This is a genomic window from Pseudomonas sp. LB3P93, assembly GCF_054898025.1.
The window spans coordinates 5,882,485-5,896,250 of record NZ_CM142713.1; the positions used below are offsets into that span (position 1 = coordinate 5,882,485).

A 13,766-nucleotide genomic window follows, 5' to 3' on the forward strand; every position below is an offset into this window, starting at 1 on the left:
CATTAGGCTGCCGGAATAACTTCTGGCCTGGAATATCCGATGCCCCCTGTCTACCGCCTGGCACTGCCAGCATTGTGCCTGTCGCTGATCCTGCCTTGCGCCTTTTCCGTCGAGGCGGCCGACCCGGCACCTGCCGCTGCGGAAAAACCCGCGGAAGAAAAACCGGTCGAACGCCAGCCACTGCTTGAGCGTAGTCAGGAAGAAGCGACAGCACTTGAGCGACAAATCCCTGCGCAGGAACAGCAACAACTGCAAGCCGGCGCCGACACCTTTCTGGCTTTGTGGAAACCGGCCAATACCGCCGAGCCCAAAGGCGCGGTGATTATCATCCCGGGCGCCGGTGAAACCGTTGACTGGCCGCAAGCAATCGGCCCGTTGCGTAATAAATTGCCCGACGCGAAGTGGAGCAGCCTGAGTATCACCTTGCCGGACCTGCAAAGCGATGCCATTGCGCCCCGCGTCGTGGAAATGCCGCCAACGCTCAAGGCGCCGGAAACCGGCAGCAAGGACTCGACCACGGCAGCACCCATCGAGCAAGCGGCCGGTGGTGAAGCGGAAGTTGCCGACAAGGCCATCGCCGAAACCACCGAGGAGCAGTCCAAGGCCGACGCCGATCGTATATTTGCGCGCATCGATGCGGCCATCGCGTATGCCGAACAGCAAAGCGCTCGCAGCATCGTCGTGCTGGGGCATGGCACCGGTGCTTATTGGGCCGCGCGTTACCTGAGCGAGAAGCAGCCGTCGCAAGTGGAGAAGTTTGTGATGGTGGCGGTGCAGACGCCCGCTGCGGCGAAACCCGACCTGGCGCAATTGACGCCAACGTTGAAGCTGCCGACCGTCGATATTTTCTACATGGATAAGCCGCTGGATCGCAACGCAGCGCTGGAACGGATGCAGGCCAGCAAGCGCTTGAAGGCTTCGGCGTTCAGCCAGGTTTCGCTCAAGGCGTTGCCCGGCAATGCCAAGGCCGAGCAAGAGCAACTGGTGCGCCGGGTGCGCGGGTGGTTGAATCCGCAGAATGCGGCGGACTGATAGACCACATCACGGCCATCGCGGGCAAGCCACGCTCCCACAGGATTCGAGTCGTACGCAATTTATGCTACCGACACAAAATCTGTGGGAGCGTGGCTTGCCCGCGATGGCGGCCTGACAGGCCGCACAACACTCCCTATCGAAAATCCCGCCGCTCACGAATCAACGTGTAGGCCGTATGCAGTTCGCGAGTCTTGTCAGTCGCCTCACGCACCTGCAACGCCGTCGCCCCGGTTCCGGCAATCTTGTCCGGGTGATGGCGACTCAGCAGGCGTCGATAGGCACGCTTGATCTGCGCCGGCTCGCTGGTCGCCGACACGCCCAAAAGCCGCAGTGCCTCTTGATAAGTCAGCGCAGTGCTGACTTGCGGCCGCAGATGCGGCTCATAGTCCGCCGCCAGCGCCTGCACCTGATGCCGCGTCCAGCCCAGCCACTTGCCCCATTGCGCAATCAGTTCACGCTCGGCATTGCCCGCGCGGCCATCGGCCCAAACCATCCGCCAACACGCGCGCAGTACACCTTCCGCTGCATGCGGCTGAGCACTCAAGCGCCGCAGATAGCCGCGCAACCGGTCGTTGCCTGACTTGCCGCGATTGAATGCAGCAATCGCCCGACGCTTTGCCGGCTCGGTCATTTCCAGCGAATGCATTTCCTGACGTGCCTGCAGGATATGTCCCTCCCCCACTCGCCCATCGCTCTTGGCCAACCGCCCCAGCAACACGAACAACAGCTCATCGTTGCGCAGCATCGGGCGACCGCCGAGCTTTTCACGCAAATGCCCCCAGCTTTGCAGGTGCAATCGCCGATCCAGCGCCTGTCCCAACAAAGCGCCGAGCATGGCCCCCGGAATGCTGGCTATGGCAAAGCCCGCTCCGGCTCCAATCAGAGTCCCTGGCCACAGCATGTCAGCGTCTCGCTTCTATCAAGGTTTCAACTTCAGCCAGGCGTTCGTGCGTGCCGACATCCACCCAGTGTCCATTCAGGCGTTCGCCGGTTACTTGTCCATCGGCCATGGCTTTGCGCAGCAACGGAGCCAGCTTGAAGGCACCGGCCGAACAACCATCGAACAACTGCGGATGCAGCACGGCAATGCCGCTGTAGGTCAGATTTGCGGTGTCCGGCTGACCGTCACGCACTTGCCCGTCGGCCAGCGTGAAATCGCCGGTCGGGTGATGGGCCGGGTTGTCCGCCAGCACCAAGTGCGCCAACCCGGCGATGGGTTGATGCAGCACGCTGAAGTCGTAGTCAGTCCAGATGTCACCATTGACCACCAGAAAAGCCTCATCGCCCAGCAACGGCAAAGCACGGAAGATCCCTCCACCGGTTTCCAGTGGCTCACCTTCTGCTGAGTACTGGATACGCACGCCGTACTGCGAACCGTCACCCAGGTAACTTTCGATCTGCTGACCGAGCCAGGCGTGATTGATCACGATCTCGGTAAACCCGGCGATCGCCAGGGCTTTCAAGTGGTACTCGATCAGAGGCACGCCGCCGGCACGAACCAGCGGTTTTGGTGTGGTCAGGGTCAGCGGGCGCATGCGCTCGCCTTTGCCGGCCGCCAGAATCATCGCCTTCATGCATGGGCTCCAGCACGCAGACTCAGCAGCAACACATCCAGCTCAGCCAGTTCAGGGCGGCGGGCGACCACCGCTTCTATATAAGCAAAGAAGCGCGGCACATCGGCCAGGTAACGCGGCTTACCGTCGCGATGGCAGATACGGGCAAAGATGCCGATCACTTTCAGATGACGCTGCACGCCCATCAGGTCGCTGGCCCGCAGGAAGTCTTCAAGATCAGGCTGCACGGGAATACCGAGATCGCCGGCTTGCTGCCAGTAGTTTTCCAGCCATGCACGCACACGCTCCTCGGGCCAACTGAGGAAGGCGTCCTTGAACAGGCAGGTCACGTCGTACGTCACCGGGCCATAGACCGCGTCCTGGAAATCCAGCACGCCCGGGTTCGGTTCGCTGAGCATCAGGTTGCGCGGCATGTAGTCGCGATGCACCAGCACTTTTGGCTGGGCCAGGGCGCTGTCGATCAGCAGCTCGGTTACGTTCTGCCAGAGCATCTGCTGCGCCGAATCAAACTCGATGCCCAGCTCGCGTTTCACGTACCACTCGGGGAACAGTTCCAGCTCGCGACGCAGCAATGCCACGTCATAACTTGGCAGCGGTGCAACCATCGGCAACTGTTGAAAAGCCAGCAATGCTTGCAGGGCATCCTTGAACAAATCGTCGGCGTTTTCGCTGTCGATTACGTCCAGATAAGTCTTGTTGCCAAGGTCATTGAGCAAAAGAAAACCGCGCTCGAGGTCTTCGGCATAAATTTTCGGAACATTTATTCCGGATTTCGCCAGCAAAAAAGCGATATCCACGAAGGGTTTGCAGTTTTCCTGGGGCGGTGGAGCGTCCATCACGACGAAACTTCGGCCCTCGCCTTCCCATCGGAAATAGCGTCGAAAACTCGCATCGCTACTGGCCGCGGTCAATGTGGCCGGGGGTACGGCGCCCCAACCTTGTTCTGCAAAGAGGGTTGCCAATTGCTCATCGAGCCAAACTTTCAGGTGTTGCAAACGTACATCTTGGTCAGGCATTGCAAGGGTCTCCGACGGCGCTAGCCGTCAAGCGGGTCATGCTTTATTATCCAGCATCTTTTTCAGACCATCGAGAGGCGTGCGGCCCACACCGCGGGCAGATGGCACGCAGGAAGCCCGGACTAATAAGATGGCATTGAAATCCCCCGCGTTTCGTAAAAAATTTCCGTTGTTGGTTACCGGCAGTCTGCTGGCCCTTCAACCTCTAGCCACTTCATTCGTGGTCGCCGCGGAACAGTATGACTGCTCAGTCTCTGCTTCGGGTGCCTGGGACTGTGCGCCAAAAGCGCCAGCGGCGGCATTGCCACCGCGTCCCGTCCATGACGGCAGCGCAGTTTCCGCCACCGGCGAACCTGCGACCGAGAATGGCACCAGTGAAGACACCGGCGCCAAGCCTGTTCTGGTTACCGAGTCCAAAGGCCGCGGCCTGAAGTCGCGTAGTGCAGACTACAGTCACCTCGACTGGGTTCCGCGCGAGAACCTCACGGCGGCGCAACTGGCCGAGACCGGCCCTTACTGCTCTGGTTCCTATATCGAACCGATTCGTCCTGGCATGAATGACAAGACGGATAAAAGTGACGCACCGACCTTTATCGGCGCGAAAGCCTCCCGCTATAAGCAGGAAGAGCAAGTCGCGACCCTGGCTGGTGACGTCGTCATGCGCCAGGGCAGCATGCAGGTCGAAGCCGACGAAGCGAATCTTTACCAGGCCGAGAGCCGTGGCGAACTGAGCGGTAACGTGCGTATTCGTGACAACGGCGCGCTGATCGTGGGCGACCACGCCGACGTGCAGCTCGATACCGGTGAAGCCAAGGTTGATAACGCCGAATACGTGATGCACAAATCCCGTATCCGCGGTAACGCGCTGTATGCCAAACGTGCTGAGAACGCGATCATCCGCCTCAAGGATGGTACGTACACCACGTGCGAACCGAACAGCAACGCCTGGCAGCTCAAGGGCAACAACATCACCTTGAACCCGGCGACCGGCTTCGGTACCGCGACCAACGTGACACTGCGGGTCAAGGACATTCCTGTCCTGTACACGCCGTACATCTATTTCCCGATCGACGACCGTCGCCAGTCCGGCTTCCTGCCGCCGACTATCGGCACCGGCAGCGATACCGGCTTCATGCTGGTGACCCCGTACTACTTCAACCTGGCACCAAACTACGATGCCACGTTGTATCCGCGCTACATGGGCAAGCACGGCCTGTTGATGGAAGGCGAGTTCCGCTACCTGACCCCGTCCAGCGAAGGTCAGTTCGGTGCTGCGTACCTCAACGACGAAGACACCGATCGCAGCAAGCAGACCGACTACCAGAAAAACCGCTACATGTATAACTGGCAGCACAAGGGTGGCCTCGATTCGCGCGTTTACACGCAAGTCGATTACACCAAGATCAGCGATCCGTATTATTTCCAGGATCTGCAGACCGACCAGATTGGGGTGAAAGGCGAAGATTACGTGAACCAGCAGGGTTCCGTTACGTACCGTGGAGACAACTACACGGCTCGACTCAATGCCCACGCCTATCAGCTGGCGACCGTTTCCAACGTCACTCCGTACGACCGCCTGCCGCAGATCACCTTCAACGGTGCGCTACCGTACCACCCTGGCGGTCTTGATTTCTCCTATAACACGGAACTCGTGCGGTTTGACCGAGACCTGAAAAACGGGAATTTTACCGACGAAGATGGCAATGTAACGCCGCGACTCGACAGGAACGTTACCGGGTTGGCACGTGCTACCGGTGATCGCCTGAATGTCGCCCCAGTTGTCAGCTATCCGATGAATGCCAGTTATGGCTTCTTGAAGCCATCTCTGAAGTACCAGTACACGCAGTACCAACTGGATCTGGACGGGATCGGCAAAAGCCAGATCGCCGCACAGACCGCAGAGCAAAACAAGCTCAACGGAACCTTCGGTAGCAACCAAAACCGTGGTGTGCCGATTGCAAGTATTGATAGCGGCCTGTATTTCGACCGCAATACCCAATGGTTCGGTAAAAATTATCGCCAGACGCTCGAACCTCGCCTGTTCTACCTGTATGTCCCTGAAACAGATCAGGAAGACATTCCGGTTTTCGATACTAGCGAATACACCTTCAACTACTCGTCGTTGTTCCGTGACAACCGGTTCTCGGGCTCCGATCGCGTGGGTGATGAGAACAAGCTCTCCCTGGGCATCACCAGTCGCTGGATTGAAGACAACGGTTTCGAACGTCAAACCATCAGCGTCGGTCAGGCCTTGTACTTAAAGGATCGTGAAGTCCAGTTGCCAGGTATTGATGCAAAAACCCGCGACGATGCGCACTCCAATGTGTCGCCATATGCGCTGGAATATTCTTTCCGTTTCAACCGCGACTGGCGAGCCACGGCGGACTACAACTGGGACCCGGACAGCCGCAGCCCTCGTTCGGGCAGCGCAATGTTCCATTACCAGCCTGAAGATAATCCGAACAAGATCATCAACGCCGGCTATCGCTATCGCAACGACCAGGTCCGTTACGACCAGAACACGGGTAAATGGGCCGTGGGCGGTGGCGACTACGGGGTCGAAGGTCAACCTGGCTTCGTGAAGGACTACTACAAGATTCAACAGCACGACTTCTCGGTGATGTGGCCGATCGTGCCGCAATGGAACCTCATCAGTCGCTGGCAGTATGACTACAACCGTAACCGTACCCTGGAAGCCTTCGGTGGTTTCGAGTACGACAACTGCTGCTGGAAACTGCGCTTGATCAACCGCTACTTCGTCGATTACGACGAATTCAGCCAAGACGCCCCGGAAAACGAAAAAGGCGACCATGGCATCTTCCTACAAATCGTTCTGAAGGGACTCGGCGGCCTTACCGGCGCCAAAGTAGAGAGTTTCCTCGACAAAGGCATTCAAGGTTATCGTGCACGTGAAGACCAAGCTTTCTGATTGTCTGCGCCCGCTAGTGCTGGGCGCGCTGTTCCTGGGTACCGCGGCCAACGCCGCGGTACAGTCCATCGATAAAGTGGTGGCCATTGTCGACAACGACGTGGTCATGCAGAGCCAACTGGACCAGCGCGTTCATGAAGTTCAGCAAACCATCGCCAAACGCGGCGCTGCGTTGCCGCCGGCCGGCGTGCTGGATCAGCAGGTGCTTGAGCGCCTGATCGTCGAAAACCTGCAACTGCAGATCGGCGAGCGTTCCGGCATCCGCATTACCGATGAAGAACTGAACCAGGCCGTTGGCACCATTGCCCAGCGCAATAACATGTCGATTGAACAATTCCGTGCCGCCCTGACTCGCGACGGTCTGTCTTACGACGACGCCCGTGAACAGATTCGCCGCGAAATGATCATCAGCCGTGTGCGTCAGCGTCGTGTGGCGGAGCGCATCCAGGTGTCTGAACAGGAAGTGAAGAACTTCCTCGCTTCCGACCTCGGCAAAATGCAGCTGTCGGAAGAATTCCGTCTGGCCAACATCCTGATTCCTACGCCGGAAAGCGCCAACTCCGACGCGATTCAGAACGCAGCCAAACAGGCTGATGCGGTTTACCAGCAGCTCAAGCAAGGCGCTGACTTCGGTCAGTTGGCAATCGCCAAATCCGCCAGCGAAACCGCACTGGAAGGCGGCGACATGGGCTGGCGTAAAGCCGCTCAACTACCTCCTCCGTTCGATCGCATGCTGAGCACCATGACCGTTGGCGACATTACCCAGCCAATGCGTACGCCGGGCGGCTTCATCATCCTCAAGATCCTCGACAAGCGTGGCGGTGAAACCCAGACGCGTGACGAAGTGCACGTGCGTCATATTCTGGTCAAACCTAGCCCGATCCGCGACGAAGCAAAAACCAAAGCCCTGGCTGAATCGCTCTACACCCGAATCGAAGCGGGCGAAGATTTCAGCGAACTGGCGAAAAGCTTCTCGGAAGATCCGGGTTCCGCCCTCAACGGTGGCGACCTGAACTGGATCGACCCGAACGCATTGGTGCCTGAGTTCCGCGAAGTGATGGCCAAGACCCCGCAAGGTCAGCTGTCCAAGCCGTTCCAGACCCAATACGGCTGGCACGTACTGGAAGTCCTTGGCCGTCGCGCCACCGACAGCACCACCCAGGCCCGTGAGCAGCAAGCGATGACCGTACTGCGTAACCGCAAATACGACGAAGAGCTGCAAACCTGGCTGCGTCAGATCCGTGACGAAGCGTACGTAGAGATCAAACTCCCTGGTGCAGACCAGGCAGCGCAGTGAAACCCAAGCGTTTCGCGCTGACACCCGGCGAACCGGCCGGCATAGGTCCTGACCTGTGCCTGCTGCTTGCCTCGCAAGCCCAGCCACATCCCCTGATTGCCATTACCAGCCGCGACCTGCTCCTCGAGCGGGCCGCGCAGCTGGGCGTGGTCGTCGATTTACTCCCGGTTGCTCCGGACAGCTGGCCGGATGCTCCGGCACCCGCCAACAGCTTGTATGTCTGGGATACCCCGCTTAATGCACCGGTCACCGCCGGGCAACTGGACAAGGCCAATGCGGCTTTCGTTCTGGAAACCCTGACCCGTGCGGGCCAAGGCTGCCTCGACGGGCATTTCGCCGGCATGATTACCGCCCCTGTGCACAAGGGCGTGATCAATGAATCCGGAATTGCCTTCTCCGGGCACACCGAATTTCTTGCTGACCTGACCCATACCGCACAAGTGGTGATGATGCTTGCCACCCGCGGCTTGCGCGTGGCGCTGGTCACCACCCACCTGCCCCTTCGAGAGATTGCCGACGCGATCACGCCGGAGCGTCTGGAACGGGTCACACGTATTCTGCACGCAGACTTGCAACAAAAGTTCGGCATCGCCCAGCCACGTATCCTGGTTTGCGGGCTAAACCCGCACGCCGGTGAAGGCGGACACCTGGGCCATGAAGAAATCGACATCATCGAACCTACATTAGAGCGCCTGCGCAGTGAGGGCATGGACCTTCGTGGCCCCCTGCCCGCCGACACTCTGTTTACCCCCAAATATCTGGAGCACTGCGACGCGGTGCTGGCGATGTACCACGACCAGGGCCTGCCTGTGCTGAAATACAAAGGCTTCGGCGCGGCAGTCAACGTGACCTTGGGCTTGCCGATCATCCGCACGTCGGTCGACCACGGCACTGCCCTGGATCTGGCCGGCAGCGGCAAAATCGACACCGGCAGCCTCCAAGTCGCCCTGGAAACCGCCTACCAGATGGCCGAGACCCGTTTATGACCGAGCATTACCAACACCGGGCGCGCAAGCGTTTCGGCCAGAACTTTCTGCACGATGCTGGCGTTATCGACCGTATCCTGCGCTCCATCCACGCCAAGCCCGAAGACCGCCTGCTGGAAATCGGCCCGGGCCAGGGTGCATTGACCCAAGGCCTGCTGGGCAGCGGCGCGCAACTGGACGTGGTGGAGCTGGACAAGGACCTGATCCCGATCCTCAATCAGCAGTTTGCCGGCAAGAGCAACTTCAACCTGCATCAGGGTGACGCGCTGAAGTTCGACTTCAACAGCCTGAACGCAGCACCTGGCAGCCTTCGGGTTGTCGGTAACCTGCCGTACAACATCTCTACGCCGCTGATTTTCCACTTGCTGCATAACGCCAGCCTGATTCGCGACATGCACTTCATGCTGCAAAAGGAAGTGGTGGAGCGCATGGCGGCAGGTCCTGGCGGCGGCGACTGGGGTCGCCTGTCGATCATGGTTCAGTACCACTGCCGGGTTGAGCATCTGTTCAACGTTGGCCCGGGCGCGTTCAATCCGCCTCCGAAAGTCGATTCGGCTATCGTGCGCCTGGTGCCTCATACGGTGTTGCCGCACCCGGCCAAGGATCACAAGCTGCTGGAACGTGTCGTGCGCGAAGCCTTCAACCAGCGCCGCAAGACCCTGCGCAACACCCTCAAATTGCTGCTGAGCAATGACGAAATCACCGCCGCCGGTGTCGACGGCAGCCTTCGTCCAGAGCAGCTCGACCTCGCCGCCTTCGTGCGCCTGGCCGACAAGCTCAGCGAACAAGTCCTGCAATCCCCTGCCGCTGACTGACAGTTGGCGAGCGTGATCGGGTAGGACACCAGCCCTCATGTCTGGTTTACTACCCGATACTTGGCCTAGACTGATTCAATCAGCTACGCCCCGCGTCCCGCTTCGTTTTTAAGGCCTCTTGCATGTCCGATCCTCGTTATCAGGTCGACGTCAGCGTCGTCACCCGCTATCTGGCAGAACAATCGCAACCCGAGCACAACCGCTTTGCCTTCGCCTACACCATTACCGTGCACAACAATGGCGAGCTGCCGGCCAAACTGCTTTCCCGGCACTGGGTGATCACCGACGGTGACGGGCATGTCGAGGAGGTCAAGGGTGCGGGTGTCGTGGGCTTGCAGCCATTGATCCAGGCCGGTGAAAACCACACTTACAGCAGCGGCACCGTCATGACCACCAAGGTCGGCACGATGCAAGGCACTTATGAGATGGTCGCTGACGACGGCAAACATTTTGACGCCATCATCGCTCCTTTCCGCCTGGCGGTGCCCGGAGCCCTGCACTAATGGCGACGTACGCCGTCGGTGACCTTCAAGGCTGCCTTGAGCCGCTGCAGTGCCTGCTCAAACAAGTCTCCTTCGACCCTGCAAAGGATCATCTGTGGCTGGTGGGCGATCTGGTCAACCGTGGCCCGCAGTCGCTGGCAACTTTGCGCTTCCTCTATAGCATTCGCGAATCGCTGGTGTGCGTACTCGGCAACCATGACCTGCATTTGTTGGCGGCCGGGCAGAACATTGAACGCTTGAAGAAAGCCGATACCCTGCGCGAGATTCTCGACGCACCCGATCGCCCGGAACTGCTGGAGTGGATGCGTCAGCAAAAGCTCATGCACTACGACGAACAGCGCAACATTGCCCTGGTCCATGCCGGTATCCCGCCACAGTGGTCGCTGCGCAAAGCCTTGAAATGCGCAGCAGAAGTCGAAGAAGCCCTGCGCGACGACAACCGCTTCCCGGCCTACCTTGACGGCATGTACGGCAACGAACCGGTGAAATGGGACAACGACCTCAAAGGCGTGACCCGCCTGCGCGTGATCACCAACTATTTCACCCGCATGCGCTTCTGTACCAGCGAGGGCAAACTCGACCTCAAGGGCAAAGAAGGTATCGACACCGCCCCGCCGGGTTATGCGCCGTGGTTCAAGCACAAGGATCGCAAGACCAAGGGCCTGAAGATCATCTTCGGCCACTGGGCGGCACTCGAAGGCCAGTGTGATGAGCCAGACGTCTTCGCGCTCGACACCGGATGTGTCTGGGGGGGCTCCATGACCCTGATGAACGTCGACACCGGTGAACGCCTGCTGTGCAAATGCGACGAACATGGCAACACCCTACCGCCAGTCACCCCCTCCATCCCCGAACAAACGTCAGCCAGCGCCCAGCGCTAGACTGCGCTTTCAGCCGAGCCACAGGAGCCCGCCATGAGCGAATTCAAACGCATCCCCCCAGAACAGGCACAAGCCCTGCGCGAACAAGGCGCAGTGGTGGTCGATGTCCGCGACCCTGCTACTTATGCCGCGCTGCACATCAGCGGCTCCAAGCATCTGGACAACGTTTCCATTTCCGATTTCATCCGCGCCGCCGACCTTGATGCCCCTACGGTAGTGGTCTGCTATCACGGTAACTCCAGCCAGAGTGCCGCCGCTTACCTGATCAGCCAGGGCTTCTCCGACGTGTACAGCATGGATGGCGGTTTTGAGCTGTGGCGCACGACTTATCCTGCGGAAACGGCGCAAGGCACGTCCGAATAATTTTTTTGTAACGTGCAAGCCCCGGCCCCCGTGGGCTCGCGCGGTGGCAGACGAACGGTCTGCCACAACTAATTACGTATCTCGCCTTTACCTCCCGAATTCCCAACTATCCTTAAGCGCAGGCCATCCAAAACAGGGGAGAGCCGGTACACCGGCGCGCGGGTCATCGGGAGTAGCTTTCGGGGTAGTCAGCTCTGAAAGAGTTCTGGGGGGTAAACAGCAACTGCATATCCGGTTGCTGCCAGCATCGACTGAATGATCCGGCGTCGGCTCCACGTATCGAGCGAGGTGACGTCATGAGTATCTTTAGCCACTTCCAACAACGCTTCGAGTCCACACGCCAGGAAGAACTCTCGCTGCAAGAGTATCTTGAGCTGTGCAAACAGGACCGCAGCGCCTACGCCTCCGCCGCCGAGCGTCTATTGCTGGCCATCGGAGAACCGGAGCTGCTCGACACCTCGGCCAACTCGAGACTGTCGCGAATCTTCTCCAACAAGGTGATCCGCCGCTATCCGGCCTTTGAAGACTTCCACGGGATGGAAGAATGCATTGACCAGATTGTGTCGTATTTCCGCCATGCCGCTCAGGGCCTGGAAGAGAAGAAACAAATCCTCTATCTGCTCGGCCCCGTCGGTGGCGGTAAATCGTCCCTGGCCGAGAAGCTGAAACAGCTGATCGAGAAAGTGCCCTTCTACGCGATCAAGGGCTCGCCGGTATTCGAATCGCCGCTGGGTCTGTTCAACGCCACTGAAGATGGCGCGATCCTCGAAGAAGACTTCGGCATTCCACGGCGCTACCTCAATACCATCATGTCGCCATGGGCCACCAAGCGCCTGGCCGAATTCGGCGGCGACATCAGCCAGTTCCGCGTGGTGAAACTCTATCCATCGATCCTCAATCAGATCGCAGTGGCCAAGACCGAACCGGGCGATGAAAACAACCAGGACATCTCGGCGCTGGTGGGCAAGGTCGATATCCGCAAACTGGAGGAATACCCACAGAACGACGCCGACGCCTACAGCTACTCGGGCGCTCTGTGCCGGGCCAACCAGGGCCTGATGGAATTCGTCGAAATGTTCAAGGCGCCGATCAAGGTGCTGCACCCATTGCTGACCGCTACCCAGGAAGGTAACTACAACAGTACCGAAGGCCTCGGGGCGATTCCGTTTACCGGGATCCTGCTGGCTCACTCCAACGAATCGGAATGGCACACCTTCCGTAACAACAAGAACAACGAAGCCTTCATCGACCGGATCTACATCGTCAAAGTGCCGTACTGCCTGCGGGTCAGCGACGAAGTGAAGATCTACGACAAGCTTCTGTTCAACAGCTCCCTGGCCAAGGCCCATTGCGCGCCTGACACCCTGAAAATGCTCGCCCAGTTCACCGTGCTCTCACGCCTCAAGGAGCCGGAAAACTCCAACATCTACTCCAAGATGCGTGTGTATGACGGCGAGAACCTCAAGGACACCGACCCGAAAGCCAAGTCGATCCAGGAATACCGCGACAACGCCGGTGTGGACGAGGGCATGAACGGTCTGTCGACCCGGTTTGCGTTCAAGATCCTGTCCAAGGTCTTCAACTTTGATCCGCACGAGATCGCCGCCAACCCGGTGCACTTGCTCTATGTGCTGGAACAACAGATCGAACAGGAACAATTCCAGGCCGAGACCCGCGAACGGTATCTGCGCTTCCTCAAGGAATACCTGGCACCGCGTTATATCGAATTCATCGGCAAGGAGATCCAGACTGCCTACCTCGAGTCTTACAGCGAGTACGGCCAGAACATCTTCGATCGCTACGTGCTGTACGCCGACTTCTGGATTCAGGATCAGGAATACCGCGATCCGGAAACCGGCGAAATCCTCAACCGCGTTGCGCTGAACGAAGAGCTTGAGAAAATCGAAAAACCGGCCGGTATCAGCAATCCGAAGGATTTCCGCAACGAAATCGTCAATTTCGTCCTGCGCGCCCGGGCCAACAACAATGGCAAGAACCCGACCTGGCTCAGCTACGAAAAACTGCGGGTGGTCATCGAGAAGAAAATGTTCTCCAACACCGAGGACCTCCTGCCGGTCATCAGCTTCAACGCCAAGGCCAGCAAAGAGGATCAGCAGAAGCACAACGACTTCGTCACACGGATGGTCGAGCGGGGCTACACCGACAAACAGGTACGACTGCTGTCCGAGTGGTACCTGCGGGTCAGAAAATCCCAGTAACCCGCTGCCGGTCAGACCGGTTGTCGTCAGCCAGAGGCCTGTTTACGCATTTTCTGTTACACAGACCTCTGGAAGGTGTTCGAAAGTCGGTAGCGAGGTTCAGGCAGCATCCAAAGCGCTTGGGGGAGCGTGAACATCCCTTGGCACT

The 13,766-nt window shown here is 58.9% G+C and carries 12 protein-coding genes; 9 read left to right on the plus strand and 3 right to left on the minus strand.

The genetic code is table 11. The features are described from left to right. Positions 1 to 39 precede the first annotated feature (39 nt). A complete protein-coding gene (locus tag ACYZT8_RS26960; protein ID WP_461977220.1) occupies positions 40 to 1,032 on the plus strand; it encodes an alpha/beta hydrolase family protein in 993 nt (330 codons plus the stop codon). A gap of 136 nt (positions 1,033 to 1,168) precedes the next feature. Here ACYZT8_RS26960 and ACYZT8_RS26965 read toward each other — a convergent pair whose 3' ends face one another. The 3 genes from ACYZT8_RS26965 to ACYZT8_RS26975 are packed head-to-tail and all read right to left on the minus strand — an operon-like array spanning position 1,169 to position 3,625. After that, entirely contained in the window at positions 1,169 to 1,936 is a 768-nt protein-coding gene (locus ACYZT8_RS26965; protein ID WP_461977222.1) for a TerB family tellurite resistance protein, read from the minus strand. Between the two features lies 1 nt (position 1,937). Next, positions 1,938 to 2,609, minus strand: a complete 672-nt coding sequence (gene murU, locus ACYZT8_RS26970) for an N-acetylmuramate alpha-1-phosphate uridylyltransferase MurU (RefSeq protein WP_461977224.1) — start codon at positions 2,607 to 2,609, stop codon at positions 1,938 to 1,940. Further along, the gene (locus ACYZT8_RS26975; protein ID WP_461977226.1) at positions 2,606 to 3,625 is read right to left on the minus strand and encodes an aminoglycoside phosphotransferase family protein; all 1,020 of its coding nucleotides are present in this window, start codon (positions 3,623 to 3,625) and stop codon (positions 2,606 to 2,608) included. Before ACYZT8_RS26975 ends, murU begins: the two co-directional genes overlap by 4 nt. A 130-nt stretch (positions 3,626 to 3,755) precedes the next feature. Here ACYZT8_RS26975 and ACYZT8_RS26980 point away from each other — a divergent pair, with 130 nt between their 5' ends. The 8 genes from ACYZT8_RS26980 (at position 3,756) to ACYZT8_RS27015 (ending at position 13,618) form a co-directional block, all read left to right on the plus strand. Then, positions 3,756 to 6,554 carry an LPS-assembly protein LptD gene (locus tag ACYZT8_RS26980; protein WP_461977228.1) on the plus strand — a complete coding sequence of 933 codons (2,799 nt, stop codon included), beginning with the start codon at positions 3,756 to 3,758 and terminating at the stop codon, positions 6,552 to 6,554. After that, the gene (gene surA, locus ACYZT8_RS26985; RefSeq protein ID WP_461977230.1) at positions 6,535 to 7,851 is read left to right on the plus strand and encodes a peptidylprolyl isomerase SurA; all 1,317 of its coding nucleotides are present in this window, start codon (positions 6,535 to 6,537) and stop codon (positions 7,849 to 7,851) included. The genes ACYZT8_RS26980 and surA overlap by 20 nt, the downstream gene beginning before the upstream one ends. Continuing rightward, complete coding sequence (gene pdxA / locus ACYZT8_RS26990; RefSeq protein ID WP_461977232.1) at positions 7,848 to 8,837, plus strand: 4-hydroxythreonine-4-phosphate dehydrogenase PdxA; 990 nt, start codon at positions 7,848 to 7,850, stop codon at positions 8,835 to 8,837. The genes surA and pdxA overlap by 4 nt, the downstream gene beginning before the upstream one ends. Beyond that, positions 8,834 to 9,652 (plus strand): 16S rRNA (adenine(1518)-N(6)/adenine(1519)-N(6))-dimethyltransferase RsmA, encoded by an 819-nt coding sequence (gene rsmA, locus ACYZT8_RS26995; protein ID WP_461977234.1) that lies wholly within the window; start codon positions 8,834 to 8,836, stop codon positions 9,650 to 9,652. Before pdxA ends, rsmA begins: the two co-directional genes overlap by 4 nt. A gap of 122 nt (positions 9,653 to 9,774) precedes the next feature. Continuing rightward, complete coding sequence (apaG, locus tag ACYZT8_RS27000) at positions 9,775 to 10,155, plus strand: Co2+/Mg2+ efflux protein ApaG (RefSeq protein ID WP_461977236.1); 381 nt, start codon at positions 9,775 to 9,777, stop codon at positions 10,153 to 10,155. After that, the gene (locus ACYZT8_RS27005; RefSeq protein ID WP_461977238.1) at positions 10,155 to 11,036 is read left to right on the plus strand and encodes a symmetrical bis(5'-nucleosyl)-tetraphosphatase; all 882 of its coding nucleotides are present in this window, start codon (positions 10,155 to 10,157) and stop codon (positions 11,034 to 11,036) included. Before apaG ends, ACYZT8_RS27005 begins: the two co-directional genes overlap by 1 nt. Before the next feature lie 33 nt (positions 11,037 to 11,069). Then, on the plus strand, positions 11,070 to 11,399 hold the full coding sequence (gene glpE, locus ACYZT8_RS27010) for a thiosulfate sulfurtransferase GlpE (RefSeq protein WP_461977240.1): 330 nt from the start codon (positions 11,070 to 11,072) through the stop codon (positions 11,397 to 11,399). Positions 11,400 to 11,695: 296 nt separating this feature from the next. Further along, a complete protein-coding gene (locus ACYZT8_RS27015; RefSeq protein ID WP_140671623.1) occupies positions 11,696 to 13,618 on the plus strand; it encodes a PrkA family serine protein kinase in 1,923 nt (640 codons plus the stop codon). The last annotated feature ends 148 nt before the right edge of the window (positions 13,619 to 13,766 follow it).